This window comes from Pseudoalteromonas sp. SG43-6 (assembly GCF_014164365.1).
Classification (GTDB): domain Bacteria; phylum Pseudomonadota; class Gammaproteobacteria; order Enterobacterales; family Alteromonadaceae; genus Pseudoalteromonas; species Pseudoalteromonas rhizosphaerae.
The window spans coordinates 136,802-156,682 of the sequence record NZ_JACJEZ010000004.1 but is presented as its reverse complement, the minus strand read 5'-3'; the positions used below and the strand labels follow the sequence as shown (position 1 = coordinate 156,682).

Annotated in this window: 15 protein-coding genes; 8 read left to right on the top strand and 7 right to left on the bottom strand. The window is 40.4% G+C overall.

Annotation, left to right across the window (positions count from 1 at the left end):
• The first annotated feature begins 132 nt into the window (after window positions 1-132).
• The 6 genes from H5201_RS02910 (at window position 133) to H5201_RS02885 (ending at window position 6,806) form a co-directional block, all read left to right on the top strand.
• Complete coding sequence (locus tag H5201_RS02910) at window positions 133-1,779, top strand: electron transfer flavoprotein-ubiquinone oxidoreductase (RefSeq protein ID WP_182783671.1); 1,647 nt, start codon at window positions 133-135, stop codon at window positions 1,777-1,779.
• A 139-nt stretch (window positions 1,780-1,918) separates the two neighbouring features.
• The gene (locus H5201_RS02905) at window positions 1,919-2,389 is read left to right on the top strand and encodes an acyl-CoA thioesterase (RefSeq protein ID WP_145233918.1); all 471 of its coding nucleotides are present in this window, start codon (window positions 1,919-1,921) and stop codon (window positions 2,387-2,389) included.
• Between the two features lie 222 nt (window positions 2,390-2,611).
• The gene (locus tag H5201_RS02900) at window positions 2,612-3,184 is read left to right on the top strand and encodes an outer membrane beta-barrel protein (protein ID WP_182717846.1); all 573 of its coding nucleotides are present in this window, start codon (window positions 2,612-2,614) and stop codon (window positions 3,182-3,184) included.
• A gap of 108 nt (window positions 3,185-3,292) precedes the next feature.
• A complete protein-coding gene (tsaA, locus tag H5201_RS02895; protein WP_182717847.1) occupies window positions 3,293-3,997 on the top strand; it encodes a tRNA (N6-threonylcarbamoyladenosine(37)-N6)-methyltransferase TrmO in 705 nt (234 codons plus the stop codon).
• A 90-nt stretch (window positions 3,998-4,087) separates the two neighbouring features.
• On the top strand, window positions 4,088-5,812 hold the full coding sequence (locus H5201_RS02890) for a proline--tRNA ligase (RefSeq protein ID WP_182717848.1): 1,725 nt from the start codon (window positions 4,088-4,090) through the stop codon (window positions 5,810-5,812).
• Between the two features lie 151 nt (window positions 5,813-5,963).
• On the top strand, window positions 5,964-6,806 hold the full coding sequence (locus H5201_RS02885; RefSeq protein ID WP_182717849.1) for a UDP-2,3-diacylglucosamine diphosphatase: 843 nt from the start codon (window positions 5,964-5,966) through the stop codon (window positions 6,804-6,806).
• Between the two features lie 17 nt (window positions 6,807-6,823).
• On the opposite strand, the gene H5201_RS02880 is transcribed toward H5201_RS02885, so the two are convergent.
• The 4 genes from H5201_RS02880 to H5201_RS02865 form a co-directional block, all read right to left on the bottom strand.
• Window positions 6,824-9,874: an ATP-binding protein gene (locus tag H5201_RS02880; RefSeq protein WP_182717850.1), complete on the bottom strand. Its 3,051-nt coding sequence runs from the start codon at window positions 9,872-9,874 to the stop codon at window positions 6,824-6,826.
• A gap of 192 nt (window positions 9,875-10,066) precedes the next feature.
• Window positions 10,067-11,275, bottom strand: a complete 1,209-nt coding sequence (locus H5201_RS02875; protein WP_182717851.1) for an ABC transporter permease — start codon at window positions 11,273-11,275, stop codon at window positions 10,067-10,069.
• Window positions 11,268-12,056, bottom strand: coding sequence for an ATP-binding cassette domain-containing protein (locus H5201_RS02870; protein WP_182717852.1), 789 nt, complete (start codon window positions 12,054-12,056; stop codon window positions 11,268-11,270). The genes H5201_RS02875 and H5201_RS02870 overlap by 8 nt, the downstream gene beginning before the upstream one ends.
• Entirely contained in the window at window positions 12,053-12,862 is an 810-nt protein-coding gene (locus H5201_RS02865; RefSeq protein ID WP_149981087.1) for a DUF3025 domain-containing protein, read from the bottom strand. The genes H5201_RS02870 and H5201_RS02865 overlap by 4 nt, the downstream gene beginning before the upstream one ends.
• A 108-nt stretch (window positions 12,863-12,970) precedes the next feature.
• Between H5201_RS02865 and H5201_RS02860 the strand changes: the two genes are divergently transcribed.
• The gene (locus H5201_RS02860) at window positions 12,971-14,596 is read left to right on the top strand and encodes a M28 family metallopeptidase (RefSeq protein WP_182783669.1); all 1,626 of its coding nucleotides are present in this window, start codon (window positions 12,971-12,973) and stop codon (window positions 14,594-14,596) included.
• Between the two features lie 69 nt (window positions 14,597-14,665).
• Window positions 14,666-15,838, top strand: coding sequence for a putative manganese transporter (locus H5201_RS02855; protein ID WP_182739266.1), 1,173 nt, complete (start codon window positions 14,666-14,668; stop codon window positions 15,836-15,838).
• Window positions 15,839-15,903: 65 nt separating this feature from the next.
• Here the strand turns inward: H5201_RS02855 and H5201_RS02850 are convergent, their stop codons facing one another.
• From H5201_RS02850 to H5201_RS02840, 3 genes are read right to left on the bottom strand one after another with little or no spacing between them, the layout of a single operon-like run.
• On the bottom strand, window positions 15,904-17,481 hold the full coding sequence (locus tag H5201_RS02850) for a dihydrolipoyllysine-residue acetyltransferase (RefSeq protein ID WP_182739265.1): 1,578 nt from the start codon (window positions 17,479-17,481) through the stop codon (window positions 15,904-15,906).
• Between the two features lie 8 nt (window positions 17,482-17,489).
• Entirely contained in the window at window positions 17,490-18,467 is a 978-nt protein-coding gene (locus H5201_RS02845) for an alpha-ketoacid dehydrogenase subunit beta (protein ID WP_145233893.1), read from the bottom strand.
• Window positions 18,467-19,681 (bottom strand): thiamine pyrophosphate-dependent dehydrogenase E1 component subunit alpha, encoded by a 1,215-nt coding sequence (locus tag H5201_RS02840; RefSeq protein ID WP_182783667.1) that lies wholly within the window; start codon window positions 19,679-19,681, stop codon window positions 18,467-18,469. The genes H5201_RS02845 and H5201_RS02840 overlap by 1 nt, the downstream gene beginning before the upstream one ends.
• Window positions 19,682-19,881 lie beyond the last annotated feature (200 nt).

Here is a 19,881-nt window from a genome sequence, read left to right as displayed (position 1 = left end):
ATCAGACTACTTCCTGTTGACGTAAACGTCAACCTAAAATAACCTTAAACTATTCATCGCCTGTAACGTTTCATTTGCAAGTATGAAATTGCCCTCGTAAAGGCACAGGTCCGTCACATAAAAGAGGTTAATATGGTCGAACGCGAAACCATGGAATTTGATGTCGTTATTGTCGGCGCAGGCCCTGCAGGCTTAGCTACCGCCATACGATTAGCGCAACAAGCACAAGAAAAACAACAAGAGTGCATGATCTGCGTGGTTGAAAAAGGCTCTGAAGTGGGCGCTCATATTTTATCGGGCGCAGTATTTGAAACCACCGCTTTGGACGAGTTACTGCCCAATTGGCAAGAACTTGGCGCACCAGTGACCACTAAAGTAACCAGTGATGAAATATATTGGTTTAATAATGACAGCAAAGCCACCGCTATCCCTCACTTTGCCGCACCTAAAACATTTCATAATACTGATAACTATATTGTCTCTATGGGTAATGTATGCCGCTGGCTTGCAGAGCAAGCAGAAAACCTAGGTGTTGAGATTTTCCCAGGGTTTAGCGCGCACTCACTGATTATTGAAGATGACACAGTAAAAGGCATTATTACCGGCGATATGGGCCTTGATAGCAATGGCAATGAAAAAGATGGCTTTATGCCTGGCATGGAACTTCGTGCTAAATACACTGTATTTGCTGAAGGTTGTCGTGGTCACTTAGGTAAACAGCTGATCACTCAATTTGCACTTGATCAAGATGCCTCACCGCAACATTATGGTTTAGGCTTTAAAGAAATTTGGCAAATCGCTCCTGCTAAACACAAGCAAGGCACGGTAGTTCATGGCACCGGTTGGCCCTTAAGTGCAGATACTAACGGTGGTGCGTTTATGTACCACAGTGATAATAATCAAGTTGTAGTCGGCTTAATTGTTGATTTAAATTACTCAAACCCGCATTTAAGCCCGTTTGATGAATTTCAGCGCATGAAACACCACCCAATCTTTAAAGATGTATTAGCCGGTGGTGAACGTATTGCTTATGGCGCTCGTGCGATTGCAAAAGGTGGCTTACACTCATTACCAAAAATGCACTTCCCGGGTGGTTTGTTGGTCGGCTGTGATGCTGGCACCTTGAATTTTGCCAAAATCAAAGGCAACCACACAGCGATGAAGTCAGGTATGATTGCCGCTGAGGTGATCTTTAGCGCGCTTACAAACGAACAACAGCATACTGACTTAGTTGACTACAGCGAAGCATTTAAACAAAGCTGGGCTTATAAAGAGCTATACCAATCACGTAACTTTGGCCCTGTGATGCATAAGCTAGGAAAATTTATTGGTGGTGCGTATAACACCCTTGATCAAAATATTTTTGCAGGGGCATTACCTTTTACTTTTAAAGATAATATCCCAGATCACGCAACGCTAGTTGATAAAAATCAGGCCAGTGTCATTAATTACCCGAAGCCTGATGGTCAACTCAGCTTTGATAAATTATCTTCGGTGTTTTTATCAAATACCAATCATGAAGAATCTCAGCCGTGTCATTTAAAACTAAAAAATAGCGCTATTCCTATCGATGTTAACTTAGTTAAATTTGACGAGCCTGCTCAGCGCTATTGCCCGGCGGGTGTGTATGAGATACAGCAAATTGCCGGCAAAGACGAGTTTGTGATTAATGCACAAAACTGCGTGCATTGTAAAACCTGCGATATTAAAGATCCGAGCCAAAACATCACCTGGGTAACACCTGAGGGAGCCGGTGGTCCCAACTACCCAAATATGTAATCTAAATACAATTAAAGCGCTTGATACAGCGTAAAAATAATATTTTACATATAAGTTATAAACCTATCCTAAATTGCAGGGGCTTCGGCCCCTTTTTTGCGCTATGCTAATAAGAATTATATATGAGTGAGATATTTTTATGCCGTCGTCTAATGTTGTATTCCGTTTTTTAGCAGAGCCCACCGATGTGAATTTTGGCGGGAAGGTTCATGGCGGTGTCGTCATGAAGTGGATTGACCAAGCAGGTTATGCCTGCGCTGCTGGTTGGAGTGGTCATTACTGTGTCACTGTATCTGTCGCTGGGGTTAAATTTCGTCGCCCAATTCTAGTTGGTCAAATTGTTGAAGTTGAAGCTAAAATTGCCCACACTGGCAAAACCAGTATGCAAATCTTTATACAAGTTCGCTGTGGCGATCCGAAAACGCGTAATTTAGTTGAGACTAACCACTGTGTAATTAGCTTTGTTGCCATGGACGAAACAGGTTACCCCGTAGCAGTGCCAGAATACATCGCAGTGAGTAATGAAGACAAAAAATTAGAAAACTACGCAATTAAGATGAAAGAGATTGCCATAGAAACTGAAACTTTATTGCATAAATCAGAACCCTGATCACCTAAACTATCTATCTGTAAAAGCTACATCCTAGTCAGAAATATTTTCTCCAGCCAAACTGAACGAGCGTTTAAATAGCGCTCATTGGTATACTTTATATGCTATAAAAGACTATAACTGGCTGTTTTTAAGCCAAATTAATCATGGCACGCACCATGCAATATTAAAATTAACCGGTAATTTAAAGGTTATATTTTTATTTTGTAAAGGAGCTATTAAATGATTAAATCAATTTCACTTTCTGCTATCTCATTAGCATTGTTAGGTTTTAATACTGCAGCTAGTGCAGAAACAACAAACATGGATTACCCTCGCGTATATACAGGTATTGGCTATGGTCAATACTCATTCAAATTTGAAGACTCTGATGACGACATCGATTTTGATGATGATTCACAAATGCTTAAGGGTTACGTTGGTACGCAATTTAATAAGTATTTAAGTTTAGAGCTTGCCTATCAAAACTTTGATGAAGTAAGCGATATTGATAGCTATGCTGAAGTTGATGGTGTGTCTTTGGCCGCACGGTTAGCTGCCCCTATTACGGATAGCTTCTCTGTCTATGCTAAAGGTGGTTGGCTAGAATGGGATGCTGAGGTAACCAGCGACCTTCCTGCTATTGGTAAGATATCAGCAGATCAAAGTGGAGGCGATGTATTTTATGGTGCAGGTATCGAGTACGCATTCACCACCAACATGCAGGTACGCTTTGAGTATGAACGCTATGAACTAAAAGATGAAATTGATCCAGAAATGGATGTAGCATCGGTTTCATTCCAATATATGTTCTAAGAAATGCTTAACCTATTTTGAGGTTATTTAGCAGTAAAAGGCAGCTTCGAGCTGCCTTTTTTGTTGTTAGCGGTTAGAATATCGTATCTTTAACAGTAATTGAGTTTCATGAGCGATTTTCAACTAACGGCTATTGGCCATATTCAATCTCCTTATAAACAAAAGTTCGCCATTCCTCGCCAACCGCGTTTAGTTCCACAAGCAAAAGCTAAGTTGGTATTTGCTGCTGATTTTAACCGTGAAGAATTTGTTCGTGGTTTAGATGAATTTAGCCATATTTGGTTATTGTTTCGCTTTCATGAAACTGCAGATAAAGGCTACTCAGCCATGGTTAGACCACCGCGTTTAGGCGGTAATGAGCGCAAAGGCGTATTCGCCACACGCGCGACCTTTAGACCCAATGCCATAGGCATGAGTGCCGTCAAACTTGAAGGCATAGAGTATAAAAATGGCCAGCTGTGTTTATTATTGGCAGGCATAGATTTACTTGATGGCACCCCGATTTTAGACATCAAACCATATTTACCTTATTCAGATGCCATGGTTGATGCCACTGCAGGCTTTGCTGACACGCGCCCAGAAACGCAAATGACCGTTGAGTTTAGCCCGCAAGTGCAGGCGTTTATTGAACAGCAAACCAACTTCCCACAGTTGCATGACTTTATTAGTAATGTACTTAAGCAAGATCCTCGCCCTGCCTATAAAAAGCAAAAAGAGGGTGAACAAAGTTATGGAATGACCTTGTATGATTTTAATATCCGTTGGCAAGTAAACGACGAGCATAACTATGTCACTAGCATAGAAAAAAGTTAGAAAAACACACTTAGCGCTTTAGTGTAAAAGCAACCGCTGCTAAACTGAGTGCCCAATTGAAATAATAATTTTATAACTATCGGAATAAACATGCGTACCAGTCAATATATACTCGCAACACTTAAAGAAACGCCATCAGATGCTGAAATTGTATCGCATCAATTAATGTTAAGAGCGGGCATGATCCGTCGCGTCGCGTCGGGCCTATATACTTGGTTACCCTCTGGATTACGCGTGTTACGAAAAGTCGAAAACATTGTGCGTGAAGAAATGGACAAATCAGGTGCAATCGAAATGTTGATGCCTGTTATTCAACCTGCGGATCTATGGGAAGAGTCTGGCCGTTGGGAGCAGTTTGGCCCAGAACTTATGCGTTTTACTGACCGTCACAATCGTACTTTCGCGTTAGGACCAACCCATGAAGAAGTGATCACTGACTTTGTTCGTAAAGAAGTAAGTTCGTATAAACAATTACCGCTTACTTTGTATCAAGTACAAACAAAAGTGCGCGACGAACGTCGTCCTCGTTTTGGGGTTATGCGCGCGCGTGAATTTACTATGAAAGATGCCTATTCATTTCATTTAAGTGAAGAATGTTTAGATGCAACTTATCAAGTAATGCACAAAGCATACTGTAATATATTCGATCGCTTAGGCCTTGATTACCGTCCTGTTATTGCTGATACCGGCTCTATAGGTGGTAGTGTATCTCATGAATTTCATGTGTTAGCTGAATCAGGTGAAGATGCTATCGCCTTTAGTGATAAAAGTGACTACGCAGCAAACATCGAAAAAGCAGAAGCATTAGCGCCAAGTGAAGCGCGCCCTGCTGCCGCAAAAGAATTAAAAGCATTCCCAACGCCTGATGCGAAAACTATCGACGAGCTAAAGAAACACTATGGTGTTAAACCTCATCGCAGTGTTAAAACACTGATTGTTTACGGCGCGCCAAATGAAGATGGTCAACGTGGTTTAGTTGCATTAGTAATACGTGGCGATCATGAGCTTAACGAACTTAAAGCTGAAAAACATCCATTAGTAGATTCTCCACTGGAAATGGCAAACGAGGCTGACATAATTGCAGCCATTGGTGCTAAACCGGGTTCATTAGGCCCTGTTGGCTTAATCATGCCAATTTTAGTAGACCGTACAGCCAACGTAATGGCTGATTTTGTAGCCGGTGCTAACAAAGATGACGAGCATTACAGCGGTATTAACTGGGATCGCGATGTAACTGAGTATGAAGTTGCTGATCTACGTAATATTGTCGAAGGTGATCCTAGTCCATGTGGTAATGGTACTTTACATATTAAACGCGGTATTGAAGTTGGCCATATCTTCCAGCTTGGTACTAAGTATTCAGAAGCGATGAAAGCGGGAGTATTAAACGAAAGCGGTAAAAACCAAATAATGACTATGGGTTGTTATGGTATTGGTGTATCGCGTATTGTCGCAGCGGCTATTGAACAAAATAATGATCAATACGGTATTATTTGGCCACAGCCAATCGCCCCGTTCGATTTAGCTATTGTGCCAATGAATATGCATAAATCGCATCGTATACCAGATATCGCTAATAACCTTTACGACGGTTTAAAAGCCGCAGGCTTAGACGTGTTATTTGATGACCGTAAAGAGCGCCCAGGTGTGATGTTTAACGACATGGAATTACTCGGTGTACCTTTCACGTTGGTAATTGGTGAGCGTAATCTTGATGAAAACAAGGTTGAGCTGAAAAATCGCCGTACCGGTGAAAAACTAATGATAGATATTGATAGCGCTGTTGAAGCAATCAAAGCGGCCATGAACGCTTAATCATCAGCACCCTCTGTAACAAAAAAACCGCGAAATGCGGTTTTTTTGTTTTTGCACGATCATTAATTGTCATAGATGTTTCGTCAAACAGTCTTATAAACGTCATTCAAGTTGCTTAACTTTGTTGTTATTACACCGTGAGTAACCTCCTATGCACGACATCGAAAAAAGTGATAAAAAGTACTACCCAGCCGTTTGGATCTCCGATGTACATTTAGGCTATAAAGATTGTCGAGCAGATTACCTACTCGACTTTTTAAATAGTATTGAGTGCGATACCCTTTATCTAGTGGGTGACATCGTCGATTTATGGTCTATGAAGCGAAGTTTTTATTGGCATCCTAGTCACTATCAAGTATTAGCCTGTATTCAAGCCAAAGCAGTTCAAGGTACTCGAGTGATTTATATTCCCGGCAATCACGATGAAACATTCCGGCACTACGTCAATAACAGCCTATTTGGTATTGAAGTCCACCAGCAGTTTATTCACACAACCAAAGCCAACAAACGATTTCTTCTGGTTCACGGTGATGATTTTGACTCAGCAACTAGGTATAACAAACTGATCAGTATTGCCGGTGATACAGGTTATGACTTTTTACTGTTTTTAAATCGCTGGACTAATCGTATTCGACGCCTATATGGTGGTAACTATTGGTCACTTGCTGCTTGGATAAAAGCCCGCGTTCATAAAGCGCGTGAAGCAATAGAGGCATTTGAAAATGCTGCTATTCATGAGGCTAAAAAGCAAGGCGTAGACGGTATTATTTGCGGTCATATTCATCACCCACAACTCAAAGTCGTTGATGGCATTGTTTACTGTAATGATGGCGATTGGATAGAAAGTTGTACCGCAGTAGTAGAGCAAGAAAATGGTCGTATCGAATTGCTACACTGGTCTGACACTCAAACAGTGATTAATTCTGCTGATATTACCAAACTTAATCAAAATCTTGGTGGACCAAAGGCTAAACCTGAAAAATCAGCAGCTTAAAATTTAGACTGTGTGGTTTATTTTAACCACATAGCTAATTTGTCTTTCAAAACTTTTGGCTTTATGGGTTTGGTAATATAATCATTCATACCAGCTGTAATACAGCGTTCTCTGTCACCTGCCATAGCGCTGGCAGTCATAGCGATAATAGGCACTTTCGCATAGTCAGCACCAGCTTTGTTGCTGCGAATTGCAGAGGTCGTGTCATAGCCATTGAGGTTTGGCATTTGGCAATCCATTAAAATTAGATCAAATAAAGCTGTTTGCTCTGTATTTAATATTTCTAGCGCATCGAGGCCATCACTGGCACATACAATAGTGACACCGGTATTTTTTAATATTGCTTTGGCAACTTCAAGGTTGATCATATTATCATCAACCAATAACACCTTAAAATTTGAGAAATCGTATTCAACATATTCTGTTTGCTCACTACCTTGGCTAGCAACCAAAAAACTATTATTAACACCAAACAAACTTGCTAACTTATAGCTAAATTGATCTTGAGTAAGCGGCTTATTAAGTACATGGCAATTTTCAGGCACCTGCTCTTTGGCTTTTTTACTAAGCAGTAAATCCCGCAAGATTAATACATATTTTTTATTCTGCTTATTACATAAATTAATCAGTGTTTGTAAGTATGGGTGATCATTATCAACAACCAGTAAATCAACTTTTAACTCTTGATATTGTGCTTGGTAGTCAAATCGTTGAATATTATTGGCCGCTACTTGGCAATTTTTAATCAATAAATTAGTGACATTGTTATATACACTGTCGCTATCTATCAGCACGCCAACCTGAATATCTTTTGCCAACTCAACGGCTGTATTGAGCTTTTTCTCAGCTGCAATATGTAATTGCACTTGCGCTGTAAAACAGCTTCCCTGGCCCTTTTCACTGGTGACGCTAATATCACCGCCCATCAATTGTGCCAACTTACGACAAATTGACAAACCAAGCCCTGTACCACCAAAGTGGCGAGTGGTACTGGTGTCCTCTTGGGTAAAGGCCTCAAACAACTTATCGATATTTTTTTCAGCAATGCCGATGCCTGAATCTTCAATAACAAAGCTCATTAATAACTTTTCTTCAGTAAGATACTGACATCCAAGAGTCAAACTGACTTCACCTTGATGGGTAAATTTGAATGCATTATTAAGTAAGTTTATTAATATTTGTTTTAATCGGTGGCTATCTCCTACTAACATACGATCAATAACTTTATCGGTATGCAAAAACACTTCTAAGCCTTTACGCTGGGCTTGTAATGCCATAGAGGTGATCATATCACTGCATACAGTAATCACATCAAAACTGTGATTATCAATATCAAGTTTACCTGCTTCTATTTTTGAAAAATCCAAGATGTCATTAATTAATGTCATTAATGAGTTAGCGCTGCTATTGGCCAGCTCTAGGTATTGCTGTTGCTGTTGCGTTAGTGTGTCTTCTTTGAGCATTTCCAGCATCCCTAATACACCATTCATAGGGGTACGTATTTCATGGGAAATGTTAGCAATAAAATCACTTTTCGATTTACTGGCTGCCAACGCTTGTTCAATCGCACTTTCAAGTTCAGTTGTGCGTTGGCGAACCTTTTGCTCTAACGTACTATTGAGTTTTTCAAGCTCTACTTGAGTCTGTTTAAGTGAATTGATGTTTCGTAAAATCGCTGCAACCTGGTGGCGCTGGGTAAAAATATCAAACACGCTAGTAAGTGTAATTGAGTAAAAGTGTTGTTGATCCTGCGGATCAGTATACACGCCTTCAAATGATGGTTTTGACCCCTGCGCTATGGTTTCATCAATACATGAATTATCACTTTCAGCAAGCGTAAATAATTGCGTGAATTTGGTGTGATCAATAATGATATCAAAGAACTGCAACGCTGTTTTATTGGCATTACTGATAAGCCCATCCTCTTGTACTGTTAAGATTGCATCGAGGGAATTTTCAATAATCTTGTTATTACGCTCCTTCAAGGAGTGAAACTCTAATTTGCGGTTTATATACCTTTGGTATAACCACACTAATAACCACAAAGCAGTGAAAAGTGAAATAATTACCAGCACAAAATGATCACGACGCTTAGCAACGTCTTTTGCCAAAATATCGGTATTAATTGATACCGCAAGTTCAAGGGGCAACATGCTAATGTTATTTTCTAAACTAATACGTTGTTTTAAATAATAATGGCTTGGTAAATCATGAAAAGGTAAAGTCGCTTGGCTGCTCATATCTTGGCTTTGACTAAATACACTTGACCAAGTAATGTCTTGACCAAACTCAAAACCAAATCGCAGTTTAGGATCTGGGTGAAATAAAAACTGCTGCTGATCATTTAACAGATAAACATCAACCCCAGCAGGTGAACTAAAAGTAACACTATTAAATAACTCATCAGCAAAATAATTGGTTACTAATACAGCAAACACTGCTCCTTGTTTATTAAATACCGGCTTAGCAACTCGGTAGGTACTCACGTAGGGGATCTGAATTTGGCCATGCTCTCGATTATAGTTAATCGGTGATATATAGACAGATTCACTATCTAACCTGCTGGCATTAAGCATGTAATCCCGCTGCCCTTTTTGTTGTAATAAGTCTCCCTCTAGGCGAACCAAAGCATCATTGATCCTATCAACACGGACAATTTCTTGACCATTATCAGCAAGGGTAATATATCTGGCTTGTAATAGCTGCGGGTCAGTGCGCATAAAGCCACTAAATATTTCAGCTAAGCGCGTTTGCCATATTGCGATGGGAGTATTTAATAGTGGATCAATAAGGTTATTTGCAGCGGCTCGGCTGATGCCACTGATAGGCGGTGTGGCATTTAAAAAGTTGATTGACGAAACACTGTCTTTTAAATGTCCTTTTAACATCAGTGCTTTTGTATCAAGCTCTTGCTGTAGTGTGGTTTGGGCAACCTGGTAAACATCTTTGCGTACTTTCAGCTCAAATATATATAAAGCAGGTATTGCGAGGATGAAAAAAAACAGCAATGCTAATAAAGAAAGTTTATTACTGCGAAATAAATTAAAAAATGTCAGTGAGTTGCGCATCAAAATTGCCAGTTTGCTTTCAAATACAAACTACATTATAGAGCAATTAAAAAGTTATCTCTGCGCTTTTTATCGATTCTTAGTTTTTCTAAGGAAACTATAGTAATAAAAAATGACGAGCTAGCCCGTCATTTTTATTATTTAACTAAGAGTATTGTAACAACCACGCCCAGCCTACTTCTATATAATTTATTATCTAAATAAGACTTCTTCTTTATTAAACCATTTAACACAAAATGCTAATAGTGCACCGGCAACAATCACGGTCGCTAAAAAGATTAGTCCAAGTAACGTGTAATCAATCGTACCTTTGATAATTTCTTTAATCGCTAAAGCCACATTAGTAACCGGTATAAATGCGGTTTTAGCTGTTAGCTCAACATTCGGTAGTAAAGCAACAATGATAGGAAATATCACCCCCATACTCAGTGGTGTCATGTAATTCTGAGCTTCTTTAAAGCTACGAGCATAAATCGATATTGCTAACGCAAGAGAAGAAAAAATCGCGGCGACGGGTAATAAAATAATAAAAATGAGTGCCAAATCTAATACGCGTAATGAACTAAATGCTGTTTTTATCACATCCAAATCAATGAAAGAAATCGCGATACTGATCCAAACGCCCATACTCAACACGGTTATCGTTGTGGTGGCGATTGACGCTGCAAGTAAAGTAATAAATTTACCTAATACAAGTTGCGTACGGGTGATTGGTGTCAATAGTAACGTTTCTAATGTGCCGCGTTCTTTTTCACCTGCACCTAAATCAATTGCTGGGTATGTTGCTCCCATCAATACTAATGGGATCAGTAAGTAAGGGATAAAGCCGCCTATTTTCTCACCTAAATTTTCTCGTTTATCAGCAGTATCAACTTTTACAACTTTGATTGGATCAATAATTGCACTTTGTTGCTCAACTGAAACACCGTAGCTTAATAGTTTTTCAGCTCTTAGCTTATTACCAAATTCTTCAGCAAGCTCTTTTACTCTGTCGAATAAAAAGTTAATCGCTTTAGCATCGTTATAAACCACTTGCCACTGACTTTGTTTTGCGTCATCAAGGTTTTGTTTGGCATCTGCGGGTAAGAAAATACCCATATCAATGGTGCCGGCTTTAACGGCCTCTGTAAGCTCTGCAACTGTATTAAAGGTGTGATCACCTTTGTATAATTGAAAACTTTTATGATAAAAAACTTTATCTGTGAATGATTGCGCATATTCGCCATTGATAATGGCATAGGTATGAACTTTTTGTTCGGCTTCAAGTGTTGCTTGAGAACTAATAAATGCCATCACCGCAAATAATAATGGAAAGATAGCAACTGGTAATGCGACAATAAAAATGAGTGTTTTTTTATCTCGTAATAGCTCCTTTAATTCCTTTTTAAATACTTCAAACATTATTTTTCTCCGTCAATATATTCATAAACGCTTGATTAAGTTCGTCGCTTTTACCCACTTTTTTAAATTCGTCAAGACTGCCGTCAAAACAACTGATACCTTCGTTGATCACCGCAACGCGGTCACACAGTAGCGCTACTTCATCTAAATGATGGGTTGAAAATATAACAGGAGTCCCTTGCGCTTTAAGCCGTTTTATAAACTCGATCACCGTTTGAGTGGTCATAATGTCTAATCCAGTGGTCGGCTCATCAAGTACCACGACTGCCGGATGGTGCACAACTGCGCGGGCTATATTGGCTTTTTGCTTCATACCCGTTGATAAATTATCAGCACGTTTATCAATAAAGCTATGCATATCGAGTAAATCAAATAACTCTTCACACCGTGCTCTAATCGCGTCTTTACTCATACCGTGTAGTTTTGCAAAATATTCGATATTTTCTTTTACCGTTAAACGGCCATATAAACCGGTACTGCCAGATAGAAAACCAATAGACTTACGACCAAATAGTGGTTTTTTAATGATGTCTTCACCAGCAATAATTATTTGCCCTTCATCGGGTTTTAACGCTGTCGAGAGCATTCTTAGCGTGGTGGTTTTTCCTGCACCATTAGGGCCGAGTAAGCCCAGCACTTCGCCTTTATTACAATGAAAGCTGACATCTCGCACCGAATGAAAATAATCTTTATCTTCACGGGGATCTATTTTATCGACTTTGTTTTTTTTATGGTCTTTAGTTAGCTTAAATTTCTTTTTAAGCCCCGTAACTTCTATCATGTTCGTGTCCTTCGTTTTGGTCTAAAGTAATCCGTATTACTATAAAACTCGGGGTTATTATTATCATACCAGCCTGGTACGCCTAGCAGTGGTAATGGTGAGAGCTGGCTATTGTCCCTTAAACAGTTATCAATGCTAATCATCTCATAAAGGGTTTGATCAATATACTGATACTGCTGGGCTAAATCTTTACAAAATATGTCACTCGGTACTTTTACAAATAATGCTTTACCTGTCAGACCAATATACGGCTTTGTTAGCATTTCATAATTAGCGTGGCCGAACATAAATGGCGCAATGGTTTTACCCCACAACGCTCTTTGCTCAATAAATGCCTGCTGCCATTGATGATTTTTAAGTAACGCAGGCCAAACATCATCACTTACAGCAAGTACAACCCCACATTCATCAAACAAGGTTAAGGCATTGCGGTGTTTTGAGCGTACTTTAGTGCCGTGAAGTGTGATCTCTTCAACATGGCGTTGATTGATCAATGCTTTCGTTTTAGGAAATAAACACCAGATAAGTCCACCAAATAAGTCATGCCAATTTTGTTGTCGCGTTGGTACTTTACCGGTATCAAAAATGATTTGCTCATAATAGCGCTCTTCCTCACTAAAGCAGGCGTCTTCAACAAAGCGAATTGTTTGCTGATTTGCATTTTTAGCATCTAAAAATGATGAAATCCACGCACATTGCGGCCAGTCGGATAAACCGTTTAAAGAAAACAGTGTATTTAAATGGCTAAATGCACCATTTTCTAAACTGGCGCTATGCCATTGTTCGTAAGGGGTAAAACGCTTCATGAGTATCTTTAGCTTTACAATTATTATGGTTGGAGTTTACCGCAAAAACTGGTTCTCTTTAATAGAAGTTCTTATACTGAGCTCACTTAAAACAAAAAAAGAGCGACTATGAAACGTTATTTTTCTCTGACACTCCTTGCAACTGCGGTACTTGCAGGATGTGCAACAACAAGTCTCACCTCTGATGATGTTAGCAAAGGGTATAATTCAATCAATGCCCAACAACTCGCAGAGCATGTCAAAGTGCTTGCCTCCGATGAATTTGGAGGCCGCGCTCCATCTTCAAAAGGTGAAGAACTCACACTAGCTTACCTTACTGAAGAATTTAAAAAACTAGGTTATCAACCAGGTAATGGCGACAGCTTTTTACAAGAAGTTCCGTTGGTGTCTCTTGAAGCAGATCCAAACATGGTGTTAACTATCGGCGGCAAAGATTACCAGTATAAAAAAGACATGGTAATGGGCAGCAGTCGCATTAGCGAACGCCAAAGTATTAAAGACTCTGAACTGGTATTTGTTGGTTATGGTGTTAATGCCCCAGAATATAATTGGAATGATTACGCAGGTTTAGATGTTAAGGGTAAAACTGTGGTGATTTTAGTCAACGACCCTGGTTTTGCCACTAAAGATCCTGCTTTGTTTACCGGTGATGCCATGACTTACTATGGCCGTTGGACTTACAAATACGAAGAAGCCAGCCGTCAAGGTGCTGCTGGGGCTATCATCGTTCATGAAACTGCACCGGCCTCTTACCCTTGGTCTGTGGTTGAAAACTCATGGAGCGGCGAGCAGTTTGGTTTTCAAAAAGAAAACAATAATATGGACAGAGTCGCTGTTGAAGGTTGGGTAACCACAGAGGTTGCTAACGAGCTTTTCACTAAAGCAGGTTTAGATTTTGCCAGTGCGAAAACCAATGCAGCAAAAGGCGCTTATCATGTTGATATGGGCGATTTAACAGCGTCTGTTGCGGTTAAAAACACCATCAAAAAATCAATTTCATATAACTTCATTGCGACTTTACCCGGTAGTGAAAAACCAGATGAGCATATTATATACTCAGCACACTGGGATCACTTAGGTACTGATAAAAACCGTAAAGGCGACCAAATCTACAATGGAGCACATGATAACGCGACAGGCACTGCAGGCTTAATTGAAGTAGCAGAAGCGTTTGCAAGCTTACCAAAGCACCCTAGCCGCTCAATGACTTTCTTGGCAGTGACAGCTGAAGAGCAAGGTTTATTAGGATCTAAGTATTATGCTGCACACCCAGTGATAGCAGCAAATAAGACAGTCGCTAATATTAATATGGATAGCTTGAACTTGTTAGGCAAAGTAAAAGATATCAGCGTGGTTGGTATTGGTAAATCAGAAATGGACTCGCTATTAGCACAGGCAGCTAATGCACAAGGGCGCACTGTCTCGGGCGATCCTAAACCATCTTCAGGCGGGTACTATCGCTCTGATCATTTTGCTTTCGCCAACATGGGTATTCCAGCGATGTATGCGGGTGGTGGCAGTGAAGCACTTGACGAAGATACGGCTAATTATCGTAAACACATGAGCTTAGTGCTACGTGGTTGTTACCATCAACCATGTGACAGATACCGTGATGAATGGGATCTATCGGGAGCTGTACAAGACTTACAACTGTTTTATCAAGTAGGTTTTGATATTTCAGAGCAACCACAATGGCCCAAATGGAATGCGAACTCAGAATTCCAAAGAAAATAACGCAAATGATATTGATTTTCATTTAATTTGAATCTAAAGTGCAACTTAGATAGTTTTTAGGTTGCACTTATGTTTTTACTTTCACTGCCCAAAATTAGTTTTCCAGCGTCCACACATTTTATTACCAGTAATAAACGGCTGCTATTACCGCTATTGTTGTTGTGTTGTTTAGCTTATGCTCCTTTGCGAGCAATGACATTGACGGCAATGAGTGATGCGTTTTTTCAAGTTAGTATATTTGTTGCCGTCACTTTATTTATCTATTACTACGCCATCGATCGGTTGCCTCACTTAGAGCTTGGCTATTTAAGCCAAAAATCACCCTTGTTAGAAATTAGTTTTGCTTCACTACTAGGAGCTTTACCTGGCTGCGGAGGCGCCATCATAGTAGTGACACAATTTACCAAAGGACAAGCGAGCTTTGGCTCTATCGTTGCTGTATTAACAGCGACCATGGGGGATGCTGCATTTTTACTATTAGCAACGAAGCCGCTTGAAGGCTTACTTATTATGATTATTGGCCTAAGCGTTGGTATTATCAGCGGATCCTTAGTCAATGCATTTCATAAGCAAGATTATCTTCGCCCAGCAAAAAATGATTATGCTGATGAGTGCTTAAATCAGCCTAGTAAGGCAATTATAGTCAGTAAATCAATTTGGCAAATTATTATGATGCCCAGTCTTATTGTGGCAATAATGATTGCTTTCAATACTGACTTTTCAGCCTTTGATGCTCTACTTGCTGAATCAATAACCTTATTTGGCGCTATTATGGCGCTATTGGCTGTTACCACTTGGGCGCTGTCGTCTAAAGGTCAAAGCTATCAACAAGTAACTTCAGAAGAAGAGACTATAACGCCCCCTTCAAAGCTATATAAAGTTTTGCAAGACACCCATTTTGTTACGGCATGGGTAGTTGCCTCATTTATGCTATTTGAGTTATTAGTAACATTTGCCGGTGTGGATTTAAAAGCCTGGTTTACTCACTATGCATACTTAGCGCCTTTAATTGCCGTTTTGATTGGTTTTTTACCTGGCTGTGGACCACAAATAGTGGTAACTACATTGTATATTCAAGGCATCATTCCCTTTAGTGCCTTAGCTGCGAATGCAATATCAAATGACGGCGATGCCCTTTTCCCTGCAATCGCAATGGCACCACGTGCCGCATTTGTGGCAACAATATATTCGGCAATTCCCGCTTTACTCGTTGGCTATGGCTTATATTTCTTTGGGGTGTAAGTCACTGACATAAAAAAGCTCAGCGACTGCTGAGCTTTGATAAAATGAATAATTAAGAGCTACGCTTAACTCATTGCCATCATCATTTTGGCTGGGTTTTCTAAATACGATTTCCACAAGTTATTGAATCGCGCTATCGTGGCCCCATCAATCACTCGGTGATCGCCTGACCAACTAACTTGCATAATTGCAGCAGACACCACTTGCCCTTTGGCATCAAAACGCGGTAGATGTTGTAATTTACCCAATGCCACAATCGCCACTTCTGGCTTGTTGATAATTGGCGTCGCAACTGTTCCGCCAATCGCACCAATATTAGAAATGCTAATTGTGCCGCCTTTGAGATCGTCAGGGCTAACACGTCCTTCACGGGCAGCATCCGTCAATCGCGTTACTTCATTGGCTACATCAACAATACTCTTTGTTTGACATTGTTTGATATTTGGCACTAACAAACCAATTTTAGAGTCAACTGCCATACCGATATTGTGATCATCAAAGTAGCTAAGCTCAGTGCATTCATCATTTATTTTCGAGTTTAATACCGGAAATTCTTTCATAGCCAGCGATAAGGCCTTGATGAAAAATGGCATCATTGTCAATTTAACGCCTTGTTGCTTATATTGCTCTTTTAAATCACTGCGCAAAGCAATCAAAGTTGTTAAATCAATCTCATCACAAAATGTAAAATGTGGGATAGTCGTTACCGAAGCAACCATTTGTTTAGCCATTGCTGCTTTGATGCCTTTAATTGGCTCAATGCGCATGCCGCCAGTGTCGCTAGCTGTGGTTTTCGTAACGTCAGGCTTCGTTTGCAGTGGTGATGTATCAATACTATTTGGCACTTCCCCTTTCACAAACTGTTCAATGTCCTCTTTGTAAATACGGCCATTCTTACCACTGCCTGGGACTGTGGTTAGATCAACATCAAGTTCACGTGCTTTGCGTCTTACTGCCGGTGATGCGACCGCCTTTTTATTAATTACAGGGGCTGTCACTGACTTTTCAACTACTGCTGTTTTTTGCTCTACCGCTTTGGTTTGTGCTTTCACTAATGCATCATTGATATCGACAACGTTTGCTTGAGTGCCTGCAATCGACATTTGAAAAAGTGGACTGTGTACTTGTGCAACATCCCCTTTAGCATAATAAAGTTTTACCACTGTGCCGGTATATTTAGCTGGAATTTGTACCAGTGCTTTATCTGTCATTACATCACAAACGGCTTGGTCTTCTTCTATCAAATCGCCTTCGCTGACTAACCACTCAACAATTTCACACTCAACAATTCCTTCACCAATATCGGGAAGGATAAAATCCTCAACGACTTCAGCGTGAGTATTTGTTTGCGTGTGTTCTATCGCGCTGGTTGTTTCTGGTTGAGTATGATCGGCTGTAGTCTCACCAGCTACATCCATTGCAAACAGCGGGGCATGCACTAAAGCAATATCCCCTTTAGCATAATAGAGCTTACTGATCACACCATCATGAACCGCAGGAATTTGCACCAGTGCTTTGTCTGTCATTACATCACAAATCGGTTGATCTTCAGCTACGGTGTCGCCTTCGGCTACTAACCATTCAACAACTTCACATTCAACGATACCTTCACCGATATCCGGTAAAATAAAATCTTTTGCCATGATGACTCCTAAAATTCGACCGATTGCTTGATTGCTGCGAGCACTTTCAACGCATCAGGTACATATTCTTTTTCAAGCGCTAATGGATACGGAGTATCTAAGCCGCAAACACGTAAGATAGGTGATTCTAAATGCAAAAAACATTCTTGTTGGATTGTCGCCGCAATTTCTGCACCAAAACCATTAGTGATTGGTGCTTCATGGCTAACAATAAGTCGCCCTGTTTTTGTCACTGAGTTAACAATCGTTTCCATATCCCATGGTAAAATACTGCGTAGATCAATCACTTCACAACTAATACCTTGCTCACTTGCACGTTTTGCAGCATCTTCGATGATTTCCATCTGTGCGCCCCAAGCAAGTAGTGTTACATCCGTACCTTCACTAACTATTTCAGCTTTACCCAGTTCAATGCTGTAATCTTGTTCAGGAACTTCACCCGTTGATGCACGATATAAACGTTTAGGCTCAAAGAAAATAACTGGATTATCATCTTTAATTGCAGCACGTAATAAGCCCTTTGCTTGGTAAGGGTTGCGAGGGACAACAATCTTAAGTCCCGGGGTATGTGCAAAATAAGCTTCAGGTGATTGCGAATGATATAAACCACCGGCAATACCACCACCGTAAGGAGTACGGATAGTCAGGTTGCCAACATTAAACTCGTTACCGCTACGATAACGAAATTTAGCAGACTCATTTACTATTTGGTCAAAGGCTGGAAATATATAATCGGCAAATTGAATTTCAGCAAGTGCTGGTGCGCCAAACGCTGCTAAGCCATTAGCAAAACCCATGATCCCTTGTTCGGTTAATGGTGTATTAAATACACGGTGCTGACCATATTTCTCTTGTAGTCCAGACGTTGCGCGAAATACGCCGCCAAAATAGCCAACATCTTCACCAAAAATACACGCTTGCGGATGTTCAGCCATGGTTATATCAAGGGCTGAATTAATCGCATGTAACATATTCATTTTAGCCATTACTTAATTCTCCCTGCAGTCACTGGGTAAGCATCGGGGTGTTGCTTGATATGCGTTTTCAATTGCTCGTATTGACGTTGCAAAGAAGGGATCGGTGTATCATATACATCCGACACCAACTCTTCTAAGGCCGGTTTTGCAATCACTTCAGCGCGTTTTAATGCGGCTAGGATATCATCACGAATTTGCTCTTTGGCTTTATTGTCTTCTTCTTCATTAAGCCAGTTTTGCTTAATTAACCATTTGCGAAAACGTTCGATTGGACAAGATTGATAATTTGCTTCTTCGTCTTTTGAACGATAGCCACTAGGATCATCTGATGTAGAATGCGCGCCAAGGCGATATGCAATCGATTCAATTAAAATCGGCTCACCTGTTTTAGTGGCAAGTTCACGGGCTTTTTTAGTTGCGGCATAAACAGCAAGTGCATCAGCACCATCAACACGAATCGTTTTAATACCATAACCTACGCCACGAGAAGCGATGCCGTCGCCCTTAAATTGCTCATCCGCAGGGGTTGAAATCGCATAACCGTTATTGCGAGCAAAAAATATAACCGGTGACTTATGCACTGCGGCCATATTTAAACCAGCATGGAAGTCTCCTTCTGAAGCAGCCCCTTCGCCAAAGTAACAGATAGTTATGTTATCTATCGTTGAGCTTAGCTCACCTGATTTTGCATCTATGTGTTTAATTTTTTGGCCGTACGCGTAACCTGTTGCTTGCGGTATTTGAGTGCCTAGCGGCGATGAGATAGTCATGTAATTAAGTGCACTTGAACCGTAGTGAATTGGCATTTGGCGACCTTTACCTAAATCCAACTCATTTGAAAACATTTGATTCATAAACTGATCAAGTGTGAAGCCACGGTAATGAAGTGCAGCCTGCTCACGGTATTGCGCCATGATCATATCGTCTTGATCAAGTGCCGCAGCAGACGCTGTCACTGCCGCCTCTTCGCCTAAACATTGCATGTAAAAGCTTACCCGGCCTTGGCGTTGAGCAGCTTGCATACGCTCATCAAGTGCACGAATAAAACGCATTGTTTCATACAAGCGCAGCGCAGTACTTTCATCAATATCGGGGGCTGTTGCACCGTCGTGGATATCGCCATCCTCGTTTAAAATACTCAAGGTCGGAATATTTAAGGCATGACCGTCAATAAATGAGAGAGCATGACTAATATTCAGCGATACGTTATTTGGATTGCTCATAACCTACCTTCTTTTGTTGTCGTAAACAGTACAAGTCAGTTGTTATTATTGGCTGTGCTCTGCAGGATAAACTTTGCAGAAACTGTACTGTATTTAAATTAAAGCTGCTAACACTTTACGTTAACGTAAAGTGTTATTCAACTAATCATAGACGAAACAAAGTTAATTGGCGACAGTGGCATTGGAAAGTTAACTATACA

What these genes read in the sequence shown, in the direction of transcription:
- H5201_RS02910 (WP_182783671.1), top strand. Translation starts at nt 133, where the DNA reads ATGGTCGAACGCGAAACCATGGAATTTGATGTCGTTATTGTCGGCGCA.
- H5201_RS02905 (WP_145233918.1), top strand. Translation starts at nt 1,919, where the DNA reads ATGCCGTCGTCTAATGTTGTATTCCGTTTTTTAGCAGAGCCCACCGAT.
- H5201_RS02900 (WP_182717846.1), top strand. Translation starts at nt 2,612, where the DNA reads ATGATTAAATCAATTTCACTTTCTGCTATCTCATTAGCATTGTTAGGT.
- tsaA (WP_182717847.1), top strand. Translation starts at nt 3,293, where the DNA reads ATGAGCGATTTTCAACTAACGGCTATTGGCCATATTCAATCTCCTTAT.
- H5201_RS02890 (WP_182717848.1), top strand. Translation starts at nt 4,088, where the DNA reads ATGCGTACCAGTCAATATATACTCGCAACACTTAAAGAAACGCCATCA.
- H5201_RS02885 (WP_182717849.1), top strand. Translation starts at nt 5,964, where the DNA reads ATGCACGACATCGAAAAAAGTGATAAAAAGTACTACCCAGCCGTTTGG.
- H5201_RS02880 (WP_182717850.1), bottom strand. Translation starts at nt 9,874, where the DNA reads ATGCGCAACTCACTGACATTTTTTAATTTATTTCGCAGTAATAAACTT.
- H5201_RS02875 (WP_182717851.1), bottom strand. Translation starts at nt 11,275, where the DNA reads ATGTTTGAAGTATTTAAAAAGGAATTAAAGGAGCTATTACGAGATAAA.
- H5201_RS02870 (WP_182717852.1), bottom strand. Translation starts at nt 12,056, where the DNA reads ATGATAGAAGTTACGGGGCTTAAAAAGAAATTTAAGCTAACTAAAGAC.
- H5201_RS02865 (WP_149981087.1), bottom strand. Translation starts at nt 12,862, where the DNA reads ATGAAGCGTTTTACCCCTTACGAACAATGGCATAGCGCCAGTTTAGAA.
- H5201_RS02860 (WP_182783669.1), top strand. Translation starts at nt 12,971, where the DNA reads ATGAAACGTTATTTTTCTCTGACACTCCTTGCAACTGCGGTACTTGCA.
- H5201_RS02855 (WP_182739266.1), top strand. Translation starts at nt 14,666, where the DNA reads ATGTTTTTACTTTCACTGCCCAAAATTAGTTTTCCAGCGTCCACACAT.
- H5201_RS02850 (WP_182739265.1), bottom strand. Translation starts at nt 17,481, where the DNA reads ATGGCAAAAGATTTTATTTTACCGGATATCGGTGAAGGTATCGTTGAA.
- H5201_RS02845 (WP_145233893.1), bottom strand. Translation starts at nt 18,467, where the DNA reads ATGGCTAAAATGAATATGTTACATGCGATTAATTCAGCCCTTGATATA.
- H5201_RS02840 (WP_182783667.1), bottom strand. Translation starts at nt 19,681, where the DNA reads ATGAGCAATCCAAATAACGTATCGCTGAATATTAGTCATGCTCTCTCA.